Genomic DNA, 16,912 nt, shown 5'->3' on the forward strand with positions numbered 1-16,912 from the left:
CTTCGCAGTCAGATGGCGCGTATCCTCGCAGATCTCGCGGTTTGATGCGACATTTTAATCGGTTCTTCATCTGGCGGCGGGTCGGGCATCGGCTGAGGACGCGGGATGGGATCGGGCATCGGTACGGGATCGTTGGGGGTTGGGCCGGTCGGAATGGACTGTAACAATGGCATGCTCATATTTCCCTCCAGGTTTAGGCGTACTCTTCTTAGGGTAGACGCTGGGAAACAGGAGGCAAAAAAAAGCCGACTATGAAGTCGGCGTCGTACGAATCAATTGTGCTATGCAGTAATTCAAAAAAGGAAGTAAGACAATATGGAGCGCAACGCCCATCGCTTGACGTTGCATTCACCTGCGGGAGTAATATTGCACCTTACGGGGTAGATGTTTATTGACTTCGCTCAATTAAAAGAGCGTTTTGAACCGCGTAAAACGTGAAAAAAACGTAAATTTACAGCCATTTACTGCGATGTAACCACCATGCAACACCACCAATCACAACAACTAACATGACGCAAAAAGCGGTAAAGCCGTAGCGATAGGCATTCCCCGGAATTCCCCCCAGGTTCACACCAAACAAGCCGGTCAGAAACGTGCTGGGCAAAAATACCATCGCCATCAGGGACATTGTATAGGTTCTTCTCGCCAGGGATTCCTGCATCACCTGGGCGATTTCGTCTGCCATCACTGCCGTTCTGGCGATACAGGAATCAATTTCGTCCAGCCCGCGGCCCAGCCGGTCGGCGATATCCTGCATTCTGCGTCGCTGATCGTCATTCATCCAGGTCAGTCTTTCGCTTGCCAGACGGGCATATACGTCACGCTGGGGTGTCATATAACGACGCATAACGATCAACTGCTTACGCAATAACGCCAGAAATCCACGCGGTGGGATCTGCTGATCGAGCAAGTTATCTTCCAGGTCGATGATTTTATCGTGCAGCTCTTCGATAAACTCGCTCGCATGATCGGTAAGGGCGTCGCAGACGTCCACCAGCCAACTGCCACAGTCGATCGGCCCGGTACCTTCTTTCAGATCGTTAACAATGTCATCCAGCGCCAGGACTTTACGCTGACGGGTGGAAACAATCAGACCATCATCCATATAGACGCGCATCGCAACCAGCTGATCGGGACGTTCATCCGTGCTGCCATTAATGCAGCGCAGGGTAATCAACGTTCCGTCTCCCATTCTGCTCACGCGAGGTCGCAGGCTTTCTCCCGCCAGCGCATCGCGCACATTGTTAGGCAAGAGCGGCGTCGAAGCCAGCCAGTCAGCGCTGTCCGGATGGGTGTAGTTCAGGTGTAGCCAGCAAGGATGCTCGTTATCAATGACATCGCTATCCTCCAGCGGTCGGGCACCGCCGCGCCCATCCAGCACCCACGCAAAAACTGCGTCAGGAACGTTAAGTTCAGATCCTTTAATGCTCTCCACTGCGCCTCCGCCTTTTAAGCTCTTTCGATGTCAGTCTAGCTTTCATCAGGGGTTAAGCAACAACTATATGCGGCATCGCGCTGAAATCGCTCAGGAATTGAGCGTATTGCAACAGGTTCCTGTAGACAGTCGCAGGCAAATCATTAGAGTTAAAGAAATGCTGCTGGATTGTTCTAAAAAGATGCTGGGGTAAGTGCGTGACCATAAAAAAGAACTGCGTCGCCTTCGATTTGCGCCTGGCAGAAATGCGCGCAATCGCGATAAAAACCAGCATGACCTGGTTCCTGTGGGTGAACATATTGTTTTCGCTGTTCATCCTGGGGAGACGTTATTTTGCTCCGATTGGGGTGTTAACACCTTCCCTTCATCCAGCAGGATTGATGGAAGGCATGATGGTTATCATTCTTACCCTCTCGGCAGGCGTACTCTTTATACTACGAATGGCACCGCTGCAAAACGCTCCCTGGCTCAGAAGCCTGGCCAAAGGCGTTGTTGTCGGATTAAGCCTCTGCTGGGCGACGTGCTTTTACGTATTAATCACCAGTGAAGATATTCGGATCATCTTCCCGTTCGCTGCACTCCTACTGTTTGCGTCGCTCATTTCCCTCTATTTCGACCCCAGAGTGCTATTAAGTTTTATCATCCCTGTGTGGGTGACCATTCTGGTTACCACACTGTTTCACCCCACTCAGCTCACCGTCCTGAGCGCGCTGCAATGGGTCTTACTGGCAGGCTTAATTGAATCCGGGAGACGGATCCTTAACCGCTGGTTTATTCTTGCGCTGCAACGTGAACAAGAAAACGCCGATCTTATTCATCAGCTAGGTCTGCTCGCCAGCAAAGATCCGTTGACCGGGTTAGCCAACCGTCGAAGTTTTGAAGCGCGTATGGATCAGGAAATTGCCAGCCATCAGCAGGATGGGAAAGGATTTGGATTGATTATGCTGGATGTCGATCATTTTAAACTCTACAACGACCATTACGGGCATCAACAAGGGGATCGCTGTCTGATCATGATTGCGGGTGTACTTGAATCTGCGAGCCGTGAAAACGAAGGCATTGTAGGCCGGGTGGGTGGCGAGGAGTTTATGGTCTTACTCCCCGAGGCCGATGCCGGCACGGTGCGATCAACTGCGGAACGCATTTCCCGCATGCTGGAAAGCCAGGCATTCGCTCACGCCCTCTCCCCAGTCAATCCTCACGTAACGGTGAGCCAGGGGCTGACGCTCTGGACACACGGGCAATCGCCCCAATCGGTCATTGGCTGTGCGGATAAAGCCCTGTATATGGCGAAGCTGCAGGGACGTAATCGCTGGGTAGAAGCATAAAAAAAGCCCGGCGTACCAGGCTTTTTTGTTCCGTTACAGGGAGTGACCGGGTCGCGGGTGGAACGACAAATTGCCCGCATGTGATGAGAACGTGATGTCTGCCTCATCGTTATTATTAAGCCGGAAGTTACGTGTGCGCGTCTGCAGTTCGATCACCTGATTACGCAACACATCAGATGAACCATTGAGTTCCTCAGCCATCGCCACATTGCTTTGCGTGACCCGTTCAAGCTCGGACAACGCCAGAGTGATCTGAGAAATGCCTTTCTCCTGCTCTGATGTGGACGTGGAAATCTCGTCCATCAACCGGCTAACTTTTCCCGACCCCGCCACGATCTCATGCATATTCTTTTCTGCCTGAGACACAACAGTGACACCCTGAGTGACGTTAGTGCTGGTGACTTCAATCAGCGCTTTGATATTTTTCGCGGCCTCCGCGCTGCGGTGTGCGAGGTTTCTTACCTCTTCCGCAACCACAGAGAAACCTTTTCCATGATCTCCCGCCCTCGCCGCCTCGACGGCCGCATTAAGCGCCAGAATATTCGTCTGGAACGCAATACCATCGATGAGCGAGATGATTTCTGTCATCTGCTGTGCGCATTCGGTAATGGATTGCATATTAGTCGCGACCTGCCCCATCAGCTCTCCTCCCTTGCGAGCCTGTAACGTCGCCACATTCGCCTGTTCGCTCGCCAGCCGGGTGTTATCGGCATTGTTTTTAGTGCTCGCGGCCATCTGTTCCATGCTGGCCGCAGTTTGCACCAGAGATGCAGACTGTTGCTCCGTTTTCACCGAGAGCTGCGCACTTCGGGAAGAGAGTTGATCCGATAACGTCATGGCGGTTTGCGACGATGCCCTGATCTCCCGGACAAGCGTGGCAATGTTGCTGGAGAGGCTATTAATCCCCGGGATTAATCTGCCTGCACAGTTATTACCAAACTCAGGAATAGACACGCCAAGATTGCCTGCGGTCACGTCTTCAATACTTTTTTTCACAGTATTGATCGGTGTCACAAGATACTTTGTCATGTAGCCCCAAAGTAAAAATAGCGCAACGAAATTTAATAAATTAAGTGAAACGAAAAGTGAGACATTGCTGGAAAATAGAACAACGACACCTGCATTAACCAAAAAAAGACAAAAAAGAAACCAGACAATGAAGGTTCTGACACTAATATTTCTTAGCATGATTATACCCACGTTTTATATTTTGGTCGGCATTTAGACTTATAGCATCGGCTCTGAACTTTGTCCTCACAAACACCGTCGGTTTTTTGTTTTACCGATAGCTGCCTGAGATTTAGCTTAAGTCAGATAAAAAGAGTGTATTAGTAAAAATGTTCTGCGTGGCATGCTGCGATACTGGTCTCCTGCCACGTTAAGCGATACCATCCCCTGCGGTGAGAGGTTGTTTTTAGCCTCATATTTAAGGAGCTTTGCTATAGTTATTCCTGTTTGTTTAGCAATGCTACATAGATTAATAAATGGAATATATTTTATATTCCTTACTATTTTTAGAGTTTTAATATGACTGGCCATTTTTCACGATAAATAACTAATATTGTTTAATGCGCATGTTCGTTGCCAGATAGAGATGTGCCCGGCAGGCGAAATCGGTAACCCTCTCAGGAGTGGGATTGCATAATGCTCAATATATCGTGGGACCCTGTACTCATCGCCATCTCTTATCTGGTGGCTTTTATCGCCTCCTTTGTCGCTCTGGACAGCGCCGGGAAAATCCCCCTTTCCAGCCGCAAGGCGGCAATGTTCTGGCGCATTGCCGGAGGCGTCACGCTGGGCATCGGGATTTGGTCAATGCACTTCATCGGCATGCTGTCGATGCAAATGCCAATGATGATGAGCTACGACCTTTGGTTAACACTTGCGTCTCTGGGTGCGGCAGTTGTTGCGTCGTCCGTGGCCATTAATATTGCCGTCACCGGCAAAAAACTTTCTCCCTTTCGACTGTTCTTCGCCACGGTGATCCTGAGTGCGGGCGTGGTGTCTATGCACTACATCGGTATGGCCGCATTGATGCTGGACGGCAGCATCGTCTGGGATCGGCGTATTGTGGGTTTATCTGTGCTGATTGCCGTTGTTGCTTCCGGCGTTGCCCTGTGGCTGGCTTTCCGGCTGCGCGATATTCACAAAGGGGTTTTTGTCAGTCGCATTCTTGCAGCCTTTATTATGGGCGCCGCCATCTGTGCGATGCACTATACCGGTATGAGTGCCGCGCATTTTCATGAAATGTCACATACCCTCCCCGGTGGGATCAGCGAGCTGGGATTGTCTATCTGGGTTTCGGTCACTACGCTCACCCTGCTCGGCGTAATGCTTATTATCTCGCTTGTAGATTCTCACTGGCGCACCAATCGCCTGACGGAAAATCTTCGACAACTCAACCGCCAGTTAGAGCTACAGGCTCGCTTTGATGCACTCACTGGACTCGCCAACCGCCACCAGATGGATATTCGCATGCAGGATTGTCTGCGCAGCGCGTTGCTCAGCAACAAGCAATTTGCCGTGATTTTCCTGAATGTCGATCACTTCAAACGCGTCAACGATACCTGGGGTCACAATGTCGGTGATGAGTTGTTAATCACGCTTGCACAACGCATCACGGCCCGACTCACGCGTGAGATGACCCTGGCCAGACTAGGAGGGGATGCCTTTATCTTACTGGTTCCAGAATGCGACGACGACAAACTCAATGCTCTGCTCGCTACGTTACTCGGGGATATGCGTCGTCCTCTTTCAATCTGTGGACACACGTTAAGTACAACCGTCAGCGCGGGGGTTAGCCTCTACCCACAGGATGGAGAAACGTTGCATGAACTTAAACTGAAGGCGGATGCGGCTTTACATCACGTTAAAGAGGATGGCCGTAATGGCTGGGCTATTTACCGGACTGAAATGTCGACGGCGGTTCCGGCTAAACCTGGCTTTTTGCAGGAACTCACCCAGGCACTTGAACGCGATCAGTTTGAACTTTGGTACCAACCAACCTGGCATGCCGAAGAGAAAACGATTCACGGTTTTGAAGCGCTTCTCCGCTGGCGCCATCCTGAGCAAGGGGTGTTGCTGCCTAATCTGTTCTTACCCTCGCTGGAACAAACAGGTTTAATTATTCCGGTTGGCAACTGGGCAATTGAAGCAGCATGCCGACAGCTTCATTTCTGGACTGAACAAGGTTTTAGCCAGTGGACGTTGTCATTCAACTTATCCCCTGTTCAGTTCGAACAGCCAGACATCTTCTATATCGTATCGTCGATGCTGGAAAAATATAACCTGTCTCCTTCCCGGCTGATCCTTGAGGTGACTGAGAGTACCGCGCTTAAAAATCTCGACCGCAGTATCGAGTTACTCAATGCGTTTACTCAAGCGGGGATCACCGTCTCGATTGATGATTTCGGGACTGGCTATTCAAACCTGCTGATGTTGAGCGTTCTTCCGGCAAAAGAGCTCAAAATTGATAAAAGTTTTGTGATGTCGATGCTGGAAAATGAAAAAAGCCGCAAGCTGGTGGAAACCATTATCAACATTGCGCGGACCATGGAGATGAATGTGGTTGCAGAAGGGATCGAAACAGAAGAGCAGCAAGCGGTACTGACCAGCCTCGGCTGCGATTATCTGCAGGGGTTCCTTTTTTCCCGTCCTTTACCTGCCGAACAGGTGCCGTGGCTGCTGTTGCAGAAGAACTCAGACAAACAAATTATACCAATTGGTAAAATTCATTCAGAACACGTATTTATTTCACAAAAAAATCATGCCTGACGAGTTTAAGTAGAGTATGTTTCAAAAGAGTACACACGAGTCAATCCGATCATGATTGTCAGGCACAATGTGCCGATGAACAGGAAATGCCTATGTCGCAAAATGGTTTTGATGCGCTGAATGTAATTAAAACACCCGTGTGGCTTATTTCAGCTGTTTCGGAACAGATCATTTTTGCAAATGTGGCCGCAGCTCAGGTAATGGGTGACAAAACACTGAATGATTTACGCAAAGGAATTTATTCCGCGAGTGCGCAAACTGTGCTGTCGATGTACGTTTCTGAACTCAAAACGGAGCAGGAGATCGTCGAAATCTGGACCATTAAGCGGGATGGACAAGATGCTCCACTGAGCTGTCGACTCTCGCTGGCCCACTACGCACCCTATGGTGATGTGATTGTTTTCGAAGGGATCTCTTCGCAAATCGTCTCCGGGCTGAAAGCCAGCCGTTCTGCAACCTACCGGCGCAAAAAACAGGGGTTTTACGCACGCTTTTTCCTGACCAACAGCGCACCGATGCTGTTAATCGATCCTGCCCGCGATGGCCAAATCGTCGATGCAAACCTGGCTGCACTCAATTTTTATGGTTATTCACATGATGAAATGTGCAGTAAACATACCTGGGAAATAAATACTCTTGGAAGAGATGTTATACCCATTATGACCGAAATTGCCGCACTGCCCGGTGGTCATAAACCTCTCAACTTTGTTCACCGTCTTGCCGATGGTTCCACTCGTCATGTTCAGACGTATGCCGGGCCTCTTGAGATTTACGGTGACAAGCTCATGCTGTGCATCATCCACGATATCACCGAGCAAAAAAGGCTGGAGCAAGAGCTGGAACACGCTGCCTCGCGTGACGCCATGACGGGTCTGCTCAATCGTCGGCAGTTTTACACCCTTATCGATCAAACCAGCCAGAATCATCTTCCCGCGCAACAGCAATTTAGCCTGCTGCTAGTGGATACCGATCATTTTAAAAACATTAACGATCTCTTTGGTCATCTGAAAGGTGATGAAGTACTTATCGCCCTCTCCCGAACGCTGGAAGCCTGTGGCCGGAAAGATGATCTGGTGTTCCGCTGGGGTGGTGAAGAGTTCGTCATCCTGCTGCCGCGTACATCCCTCGAAACCGCTTTGCTGATTGCCGAATCGATCCGCTCTGCTGTTTCCCGCATCACTATCCCGGGCTTACCTCGGTTTACCGTCAGCATTGGCGTGGCGCGACATACCCCGGGTGAGAGTATTGATGACCTGTTTAAGCGTGTGGACGATGCGCTTTATCGCGCCAAAAATGATGGACGCAACAAGGTCCTTGCAGCGTGAAACTGGAGTATCCAGGAAAGCCCCGTTACAATGCCCGCCTCGTATAAACCGAATAGCGGTGGGTAACGTCTTCAATGAGTAAAACAGAAATAATACTCACCTTAATTATTCTGAGCCTTATTATATTTGGTTTCTGGTTTATTTTTAGCGGTGAAATCTGGTACCTGGTAGAATTTCTGGAAAACAGCCTCTACCCCACTTTCGATACGCCATAACACACGTTTAATTTATTGTTTCACCTACCGAATTTGTTAGCTACCTGAATCCCTTAACGCCACGTAAAATACGCGGCGTTATCATCCAGTAACGTTGATAACGAATCACTAAATCATTTGCTTATGTTGCCCGTTCTCTGACGGGCTTTTTTTATTTCCGGCATTTCAGCCATACCAGGCTATATCTTAATCATCTTTATTCGCAGAGGTGAGGAATGATGAGCAAGAAGATCCTGATGCTGGTTGGCGATTACGCCGAAGATTACGAAACGATGGTGCCCTTTCAGGCTTTACAGATGATTGGTCACCAGGTTGATGCTGTCTGCCCCGATAAATCAAAGGGCGATTATGTCATGACGGCGATCCATGATTTTGACGGTGCCCAGACCTATAGCGAGAAACCCGGTCACCGTTTTACGCTCAATGCCGACTTTTCCGCAGTAAAAGAGCAGGACTACGACGCACTGCTTATCCCCGGCGGGAGAGCCCCCGAATATCTGCGGTTAAATGATGACGTGCTGAAGCTGGTACAGGCATTCGACGCCGCGCGTAAACCGATTGCCGCCGTGTGCCACGGCCCGCAATTGCTCGCTGCCGCTGGCATTCTGAAAGGACGTACCTGTAGCGCCTACCCGGCCTGTGCCCCTGAAGTCCGTCTCAGCGGCGGACACTACGCGAATATTGGCATCGATCAGGCACATGTGGACGGCAATCTGGTTACTGCTCCCGCCTGGCCTGCACATCCCCAGTGGCTGGCAAAATTTAATGCATTGTTAGAATAGTGCGGTAAGTAAAAACTGGCGCAGCTTAGCGCCAGTTTCGCTTAGCTGATGGCTATACGTCAGTGCTTCTCAATATACATCGTACGGCTGTATGCCACGTCTTCCGGGTTATTGATGGGATACCCTTTCACCCAGGGCTTAATCAGGCGACCATTGGTGTACTGGTAGATAGGTGCGATAGGCGCTTTTTCCATGAGGATTTTCTCCGCCATGTTGTAGTCTGCGTTACGCGCTTTCGCCGTCGTTTCCAGCGTCGCCTGGTGAACAATTTTATCGTAAGCCGGATCGTTAAAACGCGAAATATTACCGGTATGAGTTGACGTCAGCAGCGACAGGAACGTCGAGGGTTCGTTGTAATCACCGACCCATGAGGCGCGGATTACGTCAAAATTGCCGGTGTTGCGGCTATCAATGTAGGTTTTCCACTCCTGGTTTTGCAGTTTGACATCCACACCAAGATTTTTCTTCCACATGGACGCCACCGCAATGGCGATTTTCTGGTGGTTTTCGGATGTGTTATACAGCAGATTCAATTTCAGCGGGCGCTGAGGACCGTAACCCGCAGCCTGCAGCAAGGTTTTTGCCTGAGCATTCAGCTCCTGCTGTGACATCTGCTCAAACGGTGAAGACTCTGGGGTAAAGCCCGCCGTCACGTCTGGGGTAAAATGCCATGCTGGCTTCTCACCGGTCCCTAATACCTTTTCCGCCATAATGCGGCGATCGATGGTCATACTCAGCGCCAGACGAACGCGGGCATCCGCTGTCGGACCTTTTTGCGTGTTAAACGCGTAATAATAGGTACCCAGTTGAGGCGGGGTATAAACTTGCCCCGGAATATCCTTCAGGAGTTTCTGATACATGTTTTTCGGGAACGATTCGGTAATATCAATATCTCCCGCCAGATAGCGTTTGGTGGCAGACGACTCCTGATTGATTGGAATGAACGTCACTTTTTGCAGGACAGTTTTTGCATTGTCCCAGTAATGCGTATTTGGAACGACAACCAGTTTTTCATTCACCACGCGGTCGTTAAGAACGTATGCTCCATTTCCAACCAGAGCTCCTGGACGCGTCCATTCCTTACCACTTTCAACGTTGGCTTTTTGCACCGGATAGAACGCAAAGCTTGCCGTCAGGTTGCTAAACCACGGCAGCGGTTTGTCCAGCTGGACGCGTAACGTTCTGGCATCCACCGCCGTCACGCCCAGGGTGTCTGGTGCCGCTTTACCGTCAATAATGGCCTGGGCGTTGTTGATACCCGCCAGCGCTGCAAACCAGGCAAACGGAGAGGTGGTTTTCGGGTCGACCAGACGCTGCCAGCTGTAGACAAAATCCTTCGCGGTGACCGGGGAACCGTCAGACCACCTGGCGTTATCACGCAGGGTGAACGTCCAGATACGGTTATCGTTACTCTGCCAGCGCGTCGCTACCCCGGGAGTTAATTCCCCTTTCTCATTCTGATTAACCAGTCCTTCGAAGAGATCGCGAATCACCTGAATCTCTGGCAACCCCACCGCTTTTGCCGGATCGAGCGAGGCAGGCTCATCTTTAATATGTCTGACCAGCTCCTGTTGTTGCGCCAGTACCGTGCCCTGTGGCACATCAGCAGCGTACGAGAGTGTTGAGAGTCCGCACAGACATAGTGCAGCACAAAGACGCGAGACAGGATGCTTCATACGATCCCCTTTAATGAATTCAGATAACAAGCAGATGCGTAATTATTTGTTTCGAAAAAGAGAAATGCAAATACCTTCGCCCGGAAAAGTGATTTGCGGCAATTCTCAACCGATAAGGAAACTATTTGATTAACAGCGAATTTTGCACAACACTGCCTGTAGAGACTTCTTTATCAGGATTTCGTATGGCAATCACCCGACCAAGAGCGGAACGAGGCGCCTTTCCGCCGGGCGCTGAGCAATATGGCCGCTCATTTTTAGGCGCATCGCTGATCTGGTTCCCTGCCCCCGATGCCGATCGCAATAGCGGTCTGGCCATTGCCGGCACGCATGGCGATGAAAATTCCTCTATCGTCACGCTCTCATGTGCACTGAGAACACTGACGCCCAAACTACGGCGTCATCACGTCATTCTGGCGGTGAATCCGGATGGCTGTCAGCTTGGATTACGCGCGAATGCGAGAGGAGTCGACTTAAACCGTAATTTCCCGGCAGCAAACTGGCATGCCGGGGAAACGGTTTATCGCTGGAACAGCGCCGCCGAAGAGCGGGATGTGGTCCTGCTGACGGGAGACACCCCGGGTTCGGAGCCTGAAACACAAGCGTTGTGCCAGCTTATCCATAAGATCCACCCCGCCTGGATTGTCTCCTTCCACGATCCGCTGGCCTGTATTGAAGATCCACGTCACACCGAACTGGGCGCATGGCTGGCAGAGGCTTTCGCCCTGCCGCTGGTTACCAGCGTTGGCTATGAAACGCCCGGCTCATTCGGAAGCTGGTGCGCCGATTTGAGCTTACCGTGTATCACCGCTGAATTCCCGGCAATCTCATCCGATGAAGCCAGCGAAAAATACTTAAAAGCGATGGTGGAACTTCTGCGCTGGCAGCCTCAAAGATGAAGCACGCCGCTGGTAAAATTAAGCGCCGGTGAAACGTCAACCGCCAGCCATGTCGGGCCATCCAGGTCAGCAAAACTGGCCTGATTGACCAGCGGGAGTGCCGCATTGATCGCCCGGGATGTACAAAGCATGCATCCCAGCATCACGGAAAAACCCTCCGACCGGGCCTGAGCCGCCAGGGCCAGCGCTTCCGTTAGCCCACCGGTTTTGTCGAGCTTAATGTTGATCATCTCATAGCTGCCCTGTAGCCCGCTCAGACTCTCGCGGGTATGACAGCTTTCATCCGCGCACACAGGCAACGGATGGATAAAATTCTTCAGCGCCGCATCATCCTTTGCGGGTAGAGGTTGTTCCAGCATCGCCACGCCCAGGTCAGCCAGCAGCTGACATCGCGCGGCAAGCCCTTCGGGATGCCATGATTCGTTGGCGTCAACAATCAGTGTGGCCGACGGCACTGCCGCGCGAATGGCAACCATTCTTTCGCTAATCAGACGATCGTCGAGCTTCACCTTTAACAGGGTGGCCCCTGCATCAAAAAGCGCTTTTGCGCTGGCAGCCATCTGTTCCGGCTCACCAATAACAACGGTTTGCGCCGTAACGACCGATTGCGGCAAGGCCACCCCCAGCAACGATGTCAGGGGTTTTTGCTGTTTAGCGGCTTCAAGATTCCAGAACGCGCAATCAATAGCGTTACGTGCCGCTCCTGCAGGTAAACGCTGCTGTAATGCTTCGTGCGAGAGCCCTTTTTGCAGATCGGGTACCAGGGTCATGATAGCCGCCATCACTGACGCAGCACTTTCTCCATAGCGTGGGTATGGCGTGCATTCTCCCGTACCTTTAAACCCCTCTTCTTCAATTTCAACCACCACCACACCGGCCTCACTTCGGCTGCCGCGGGAGATGACAAATGGGCTATGCAATGGCCAGGCTTCTTCATAGACTTTAACGCTTCTCATCACTGACTCCTTGCGGCCCGGAAAGGCGAAAAATTTGGTTTGCCGTGTTATCCGCTGATGGCATACACTAGCCCCGACGTTAACTATATGTAAACAGGAAGATATCTATGTCACAACTCGTTCATTTCCAGGGCAACCCGGTTGCTGTTGCAGGTTCCATTCCGCAGGCTGGCAGCAAAGCTCAGGCTTTTACTCTGGTGGCTAAAGATCTGTCTGACGTCACACTGGCTCAGTTTGCGGGTAAACGCAAAGTGCTGAACATTTTCCCAAGCATTGATACCGGTGTTTGTGCTGCATCCGTACGTAAGTTCAACCAGCTGGCGACTGAAATGGACAACACGGTTGTGCTGTGCATTTCCGCTGACCTGCCGTTTGCCCAGTCTCGTTTCTGCGGTGCCGAAGGCCTGAGCAACGTTATCACCCTCTCCACTCTGCGCAGCCAGGATTTCCTGGAAAAATACGGCGTCAGCATCGCGGAAGGCCCGCTGAAAGGCCTGGCAGCACGCGCTGTACTGGTTATTGATGAAAATGACAATGTCGTATTTAGCGAACTGGTTAACGAAATCACCACCGAACCAGATTACACTGCTGCGCTGGACGTGCTGAAAGCATAATAATTGCTTAGCAATCTATACAGTACTTTCTAAACCTCGCGATGGCGGGGTTTTTTATTTCCTCAAAGCTGAATCGTTCAAGCTATTATTGCCATAATTCACATTAATTGTGCAAAACCATTCGCAATATTTAACAATATAGCGATCTATATCCCATAACCATTCCCCAAAATTCATATTTTCATGCCTGGTGAAGCACATCACATTTCCATTTTTGTTAAACCTTTAGATTTTCTTACGAAATCAAATAATCGTTTCAGCAAAAAGGAATGAAAATGAAAATCAAACTGGCGTTTACGATACTCGCAGTACTGATCTCTGGCCAAGTTGCGGCTAAAACCTGGGTGCTGACAAGTGCTGAAAGCAGTGTGGAGAAAGGGAACTGGAAGATTTCCAGCGGTGAGCTGAACGTTAAAGATCAAACGTTCAGCATTGAGCAAAAAGTCTTACACGGGGGTAAACAGGAAGGCAGTAAAGTCATCATCATCAGCAGTAAAAATGGACTGACAATTGCGTTAAGCCCGACTCGTGGCATGGATCTCCTGCATGTCGAAGGGTTTGGTACCAAACTCGGGTGGAATTCCCCAGTTAAAGAGGTCGTGAACCCGGCCTATATTAATCTGGAAAGTCGAAACGGACTCGGCTGGCTGGAAGGTTTCAATGAGATGATGGTGCGATGTGGCTATGAGTGGACAGGCCATCCGGTCACCGCTGATGGACAAATCTATACCCTTCACGGTAAGGCGGGTAATACGCCTGCCTCGCAGGTGGAAGTGGAAGTTGCTGATGCTGCCCCACATGAGATTCGCATTCGCGGTTTAATCAAAGAGAGTACGTTCAAGAAAGCCGATCTGCAGACCATGACCGAACTGCGTTACGTTCCTGGAAGCAACCAGTTCAGCCTGCATGATGTTCTGACTAACCATGCTGATTACCCTCATGATTATCAAATCATCTATCACAGTAACTTTGGAACACCGATCCTCGAAGAAGGCGCGCGATTCCTTGCCCCGGCGGTAAGCGTGAGCCCATTCAATGATTACGCCAAAGCCGGTGTTAACGACTGGCAGACTTACGCAGGGCCAACAAAAGGCTTTGATGAGATGGTCTTTAATATCAAACCGCTCGCGGATAATAACCACGAAACGCTTGCAGCGGTGATCAATAAAGCCGGTGATAAAGGTGCGTCAATTCAGTTTGATACTCGCCAGTTGCCCGTGCTGACTCTCTGGAAAAACACCGACACGCTGAAACAGGGTTATGTTACAGGCATTGAGCCAGGTACCAGCTACGCGTACCCCGTCACCATCGAACGCGAGCAGAAACGCGTTAAGCAGCTGCAACCAGGAGCCAGCACGCAGTTTGATTGGTAATGGTGCCAACTTACTGATTTAGTGTATGATGGTGTTTTTGAGGTGCTCCAGTGGCTTCTGTTTCTATCAGCTGTCCCTCCTGTTCAGCTACTGAAGGCGTGGTGCGTAACGGTAAAAGTACTGCCGGACATCAGCGCTATCTCTGCTCTCACTGCCGTAAAACATGGCAGCTACAGTTCACTTACACCGCTTCTCAACCCGGTACGCATCAGAAAATCATTGATATGGCCATGAATGGCGTCGGATGTCGCGCCAGTGCACGCATTATGGGCGTTGGCCTCAACACGATTTTACGACACTTAAAAAACTCAGGCCGCAGTCGGTAAACTCACGCATACAACCGGGCAGTGACGTCATTGTTTGCGCGGAAATGGACGAACAGTGGGGTTACGTCGGCGCTAAATCACGCCAGCGCTGGTTGTTTTACGCGTATGACAGGATACGGAGGACGGTTGTGGCGCACGTATTCGGTGAACGCACGTTGGCCACGCTGGAGCGTCTTCTGGGCCTGCTGTCGGCCTTTGAGGTCGTGGTATGGATGACGGATGGCTGGCCGCTGTATGAATCACGCCTGAAGGGAGAACTGCACGTTATCAGCAAGCGATATACGCAGCGCATTGAGCGGCATAACCTGAATCTGAGGCAGCATCTGGCAAGGCTGGGCAGGAAGTCACTGTCGTTCTCAAAATCGGTGGAGCTGCATGACAAAGTCATCGGGCATTATCTGAACATAAAACACTATCAGTAAGTTGGAGTCATTACCGTTTGATTTGACCTATACCCTGCTTCACAACCCGCAACAGGTGAAAGATGTGGAAAACAGAATTGCGTCGATTCAGGGAGACACCAAAACAGAAATCGTAACCACGCCTCTTGCGAAGGAATAAGCGAAAAGAAAAAAAGCCTCTATACAGAGGCTTTTTGTTATTCGTCGCCCTTCTTATGATTTAAACCATACTCACGCAGCTTATTCGCTATCGCGGTATGCGAGACACCAAGACGCTTTGCCAGCTTGCGGGTGCTTGGATAGCTGCGATAAAGCTGTGTCAGCACTGAACGCTCGAAACGGCTGGTGATCTCATCCAGTGAACCTTCCATCGCCTCTTCACCGACAGATACTGACCCGGCGTCGTAATCTGGCAACAAGATATCCTGCGGACGTAATTCATATCCTTCCAGCTGCGTCAGAGCCCGATAAACGGCGTTTTTGAGCTGACGAATATTGCCCGGCCAGCCATAGCGCATTAATACCGTGCCGAGATCGGCAGACAGCTTAGGACGTGGAACCCCCTGCTCGTCGGCAAAGCGAGCCGCGAACAGTTCCGTTAATGGCATGATATCCTGCGGGCAATCGCGCAGCGGTGGAATGTTGAGTGTCAGGACGTTGAGGCGATAATAGAGATCCTCGCGGAAGATCCCCTTTTGCACCAGTTCCACCAGGTTTTTCTGGGTGGCGCAAATGACGCGCACGTCCACATGCACTTCGTGATCCTCACCCACGCGGCGGAACGTACCATCGTTCAGGAAACGCAGCAGCTTAGCCTGCATACGTGGCGACATTTCGCCGATCTCGTCCAGCAGCACCGAACCACCGTTCGCCTGCTCGAAGAACCCTTTCTTGCCTTCCGGAGCATGACCAAACAGCTCGCTTTCGACGGCATCTTCCGGGATAGAGGCGCAGTTAAGCGCCAGATACGGTTTTGCAGCACGCGGGCTCGCCAGGTGTACGGCGTGAGCGAGCAGGTCTTTCCCGGTGCCGGTATCGCCGGTAATCAGCAGCGGCGCAGTCAAACTCGCGAGCTTACGGGCCTGGTCAATCACATGACGCATTTTCGGGCTGACGGCAATAATCTGGCTGAATGCCCCTACATCCTGACTGGAGAGGTTTTGCAACTGACGTCCCATACGTAACGTTGATCGCAGCATGATCACCGCACCAGTTAACACGCGGGTATTGCTTTCCCCTTTCAGATAGACCGGCGTGATCTCCATCAGGAAATTCTGTCCGTTGATAACAACGTGCTCACTATGTGTGTTCTGGGGGTTGCTGTCCAGCCAGCGCTGGAAGTTAAAACCGGGAATCAACTGCGCGGCGTTGTGGTTGCTGAGTTTGTCCTGGCTCTGCGCAAAAAGCTGGCAGCTGGCGTGGTTAACGCGTTCTACTTTGCTTTTCAAATCCAGAGAGAGGAAAGGCTCTGGCATCGCTTCCAGCAGCGCGCTCAGCGCCAGATGCTCACGCTCAGAGGGCATCCACGGGATAGTCCGTACATCCGTAACGCCAGCGATACGGCGGATTTCGGCCATCAGGCTACTGAAGGTATTAAATTCAATTTCGGCAAAATTGAGGTAAATCTTCCCGACAGGGTCGATCTCAATGCCACGTAAATCAATGCTACGTAAAACAAGAAGATCGAGTAATTCGCGGGTCAGACCGAGACGGTCTTCACAGAAGACTTCAAGACGCATGGGAAATTCACCGTTTTAAGCCAATAACAGTAAAATGATATGTCAGAACACGGTGATCCGGAAGATGGC

14 protein-coding genes and 2 pseudogenes are annotated in these 16,912 nt (G+C 50.9%); 10 read left to right on the forward strand and 6 right to left on the reverse strand.

All coding sequences use genetic code 11. From position 1 onward, the window contains the following. Positions 1 to 8: 8 nt before the first annotated feature. A complete protein-coding gene (locus LCD46_12000) occupies positions 9 to 179 on the reverse strand; it encodes a hypothetical protein (GenBank protein ID UOY68840.1) in 171 nt (56 codons plus the stop codon). Positions 180 to 451: 272 nt separating this feature from the next. Then, a complete protein-coding gene (gene zntB, locus LCD46_12005) occupies positions 452 to 1,435 on the reverse strand; it encodes a zinc transporter ZntB (protein UOY68841.1) in 984 nt (327 codons plus the stop codon). Positions 1,436 to 1,632: 197 nt separating this feature from the next. On the opposite strand from zntB, the gene LCD46_12010 reads away from it, so the two are divergent. Next, positions 1,633 to 2,763: a membrane-associated sensor domain-containing protein gene (locus LCD46_12010; GenBank protein ID UOY68842.1), complete on the forward strand. Its 1,131-nt coding sequence runs from the start codon at positions 1,633 to 1,635 to the stop codon at positions 2,761 to 2,763. A gap of 33 nt (positions 2,764 to 2,796) precedes the next feature. Here LCD46_12010 and LCD46_12015 read toward each other — a convergent pair whose 3' ends face one another. Then, positions 2,797 to 3,951: a methyl-accepting chemotaxis protein gene (locus LCD46_12015; protein ID UOY72949.1), complete on the reverse strand. Its 1,155-nt coding sequence runs from the start codon at positions 3,949 to 3,951 to the stop codon at positions 2,797 to 2,799. A gap of 456 nt (positions 3,952 to 4,407) precedes the next feature. Between LCD46_12015 and LCD46_12020 the strand changes: the two genes are divergently transcribed. From LCD46_12020 to LCD46_12035, 4 genes are all read left to right on the forward strand, one after another. Continuing rightward, on the forward strand, positions 4,408 to 6,537 hold the full coding sequence (locus tag LCD46_12020) for an EAL domain-containing protein (protein ID UOY68843.1): 2,130 nt from the start codon (positions 4,408 to 4,410) through the stop codon (positions 6,535 to 6,537). 92 nt (positions 6,538 to 6,629) lie between these two features. Next, positions 6,630 to 7,862, forward strand: a complete 1,233-nt coding sequence (locus tag LCD46_12025; protein ID UOY68844.1) for a sensor domain-containing diguanylate cyclase — start codon at positions 6,630 to 6,632, stop codon at positions 7,860 to 7,862. Positions 7,863 to 7,936: 74 nt separating this feature from the next. Continuing rightward, positions 7,937 to 8,077 (forward strand): Ecr family regulatory small membrane protein, encoded by a 141-nt coding sequence (locus tag LCD46_12030; protein UOY68845.1) that lies wholly within the window; start codon positions 7,937 to 7,939, stop codon positions 8,075 to 8,077. 218 nt (positions 8,078 to 8,295) lie between these two features. Beyond that, the gene (locus tag LCD46_12035; GenBank protein ID UOY68846.1) at positions 8,296 to 8,859 is read left to right on the forward strand and encodes a DJ-1/PfpI family protein; all 564 of its coding nucleotides are present in this window, start codon (positions 8,296 to 8,298) and stop codon (positions 8,857 to 8,859) included. A 59-nt stretch (positions 8,860 to 8,918) separates the two neighbouring features. Here the strand turns inward: LCD46_12035 and LCD46_12040 are convergent, their stop codons facing one another. Beyond that, positions 8,919 to 10,535, reverse strand: coding sequence for a peptide ABC transporter substrate-binding protein (locus LCD46_12040; GenBank protein UOY68847.1), 1,617 nt, complete (start codon positions 10,533 to 10,535; stop codon positions 8,919 to 8,921). Between the two features lie 185 nt (positions 10,536 to 10,720). On the opposite strand from LCD46_12040, the gene mpaA reads away from it, so the two are divergent. Next, positions 10,721 to 11,434, forward strand: coding sequence for a murein tripeptide amidase MpaA (gene mpaA / locus LCD46_12045; GenBank protein ID UOY68848.1), 714 nt, complete (start codon positions 10,721 to 10,723; stop codon positions 11,432 to 11,434). Here the strand turns inward: mpaA and ycjG are convergent. Then, on the reverse strand, positions 11,425 to 12,390 hold the full coding sequence (gene ycjG, locus LCD46_12050) for an L-Ala-D/L-Glu epimerase (protein UOY68849.1): 966 nt from the start codon (positions 12,388 to 12,390) through the stop codon (positions 11,425 to 11,427). The genes mpaA and ycjG overlap by 10 nt on opposite strands. A gap of 107 nt (positions 12,391 to 12,497) precedes the next feature. Here ycjG and tpx point away from each other — a divergent pair, with 107 nt between their 5' ends. The 4 genes and pseudogenes from tpx (at position 12,498) to LCD46_12070 (ending at position 15,264) form a co-directional block, all read left to right on the forward strand. After that, positions 12,498 to 13,004 carry a thiol peroxidase gene (gene tpx, locus LCD46_12055; protein UOY68850.1) on the forward strand — a complete coding sequence of 169 codons (507 nt, stop codon included), beginning with the start codon at positions 12,498 to 12,500 and terminating at the stop codon, positions 13,002 to 13,004. Between the two features lie 275 nt (positions 13,005 to 13,279). Further along, positions 13,280 to 14,371 (forward strand): annotated as a pseudogene (locus LCD46_12060) (aldose 1-epimerase family protein). Between the two features lie 56 nt (positions 14,372 to 14,427). Then, a protein-coding gene (locus LCD46_12065) for an IS1 family transposase (GenBank protein ID UOY68851.1) occupies positions 14,428 to 15,125 on the forward strand; the annotation gives its coding sequence in 2 pieces (ribosomal slippage) (positions 14,428 to 14,677 and positions 14,677 to 15,125; 699 coding nt in all). A gap of 16 nt (positions 15,126 to 15,141) precedes the next feature. After that, positions 15,142 to 15,264, forward strand: a pseudogene (locus tag LCD46_12070) (DUF4432 domain-containing protein). A gap of 37 nt (positions 15,265 to 15,301) precedes the next feature. Here the strand turns inward: LCD46_12070 and tyrR are convergent. After that, positions 15,302 to 16,843 (reverse strand): transcriptional regulator TyrR, encoded by a 1,542-nt coding sequence (gene tyrR / locus LCD46_12075; GenBank protein UOY68852.1) that lies wholly within the window; start codon positions 16,841 to 16,843, stop codon positions 15,302 to 15,304. Positions 16,844 to 16,912: the final 69 nt, after the last annotated feature.

Source organism: Enterobacter ludwigii (genome assembly GCA_023023105.1).
GTDB lineage: Bacteria > Pseudomonadota > Gammaproteobacteria > Enterobacterales > Enterobacteriaceae > Enterobacter > Enterobacter adelaidei.

What these genes read in the sequence shown, in the direction of transcription:
- LCD46_12000 (UOY68840.1), bottom strand. Translation starts at nt 179, where the DNA reads ATGAGCATGCCATTGTTACAGTCCATTCCGACCGGCCCAACCCCCAAC.
- LCD46_12015 (UOY72949.1), bottom strand. Translation starts at nt 3,951, where the DNA reads ATGCTAAGAAATATTAGTGTCAGAACCTTCATTGTCTGGTTTCTTTTT.
- LCD46_12020 (UOY68843.1), top strand. Translation starts at nt 4,408, where the DNA reads ATGCTCAATATATCGTGGGACCCTGTACTCATCGCCATCTCTTATCTG.
- LCD46_12025 (UOY68844.1), top strand. Translation starts at nt 6,630, where the DNA reads ATGTCGCAAAATGGTTTTGATGCGCTGAATGTAATTAAAACACCCGTG.
- LCD46_12030 (UOY68845.1), top strand. Translation starts at nt 7,937, where the DNA reads ATGAGTAAAACAGAAATAATACTCACCTTAATTATTCTGAGCCTTATT.
- LCD46_12035 (UOY68846.1), top strand. Translation starts at nt 8,296, where the DNA reads ATGAGCAAGAAGATCCTGATGCTGGTTGGCGATTACGCCGAAGATTAC.
- LCD46_12040 (UOY68847.1), bottom strand. Translation starts at nt 10,535, where the DNA reads ATGAAGCATCCTGTCTCGCGTCTTTGTGCTGCACTATGTCTGTGCGGA.
- mpaA (UOY68848.1), top strand. Translation starts at nt 10,721, where the DNA reads ATGGCAATCACCCGACCAAGAGCGGAACGAGGCGCCTTTCCGCCGGGC.
- ycjG (UOY68849.1), bottom strand. Translation starts at nt 12,390, where the DNA reads ATGAGAAGCGTTAAAGTCTATGAAGAAGCCTGGCCATTGCATAGCCCA.
- tpx (UOY68850.1), top strand. Translation starts at nt 12,498, where the DNA reads ATGTCACAACTCGTTCATTTCCAGGGCAACCCGGTTGCTGTTGCAGGT.
- tyrR (UOY68852.1), bottom strand. Translation starts at nt 16,843, where the DNA reads ATGCGTCTTGAAGTCTTCTGTGAAGACCGTCTCGGTCTGACCCGCGAA.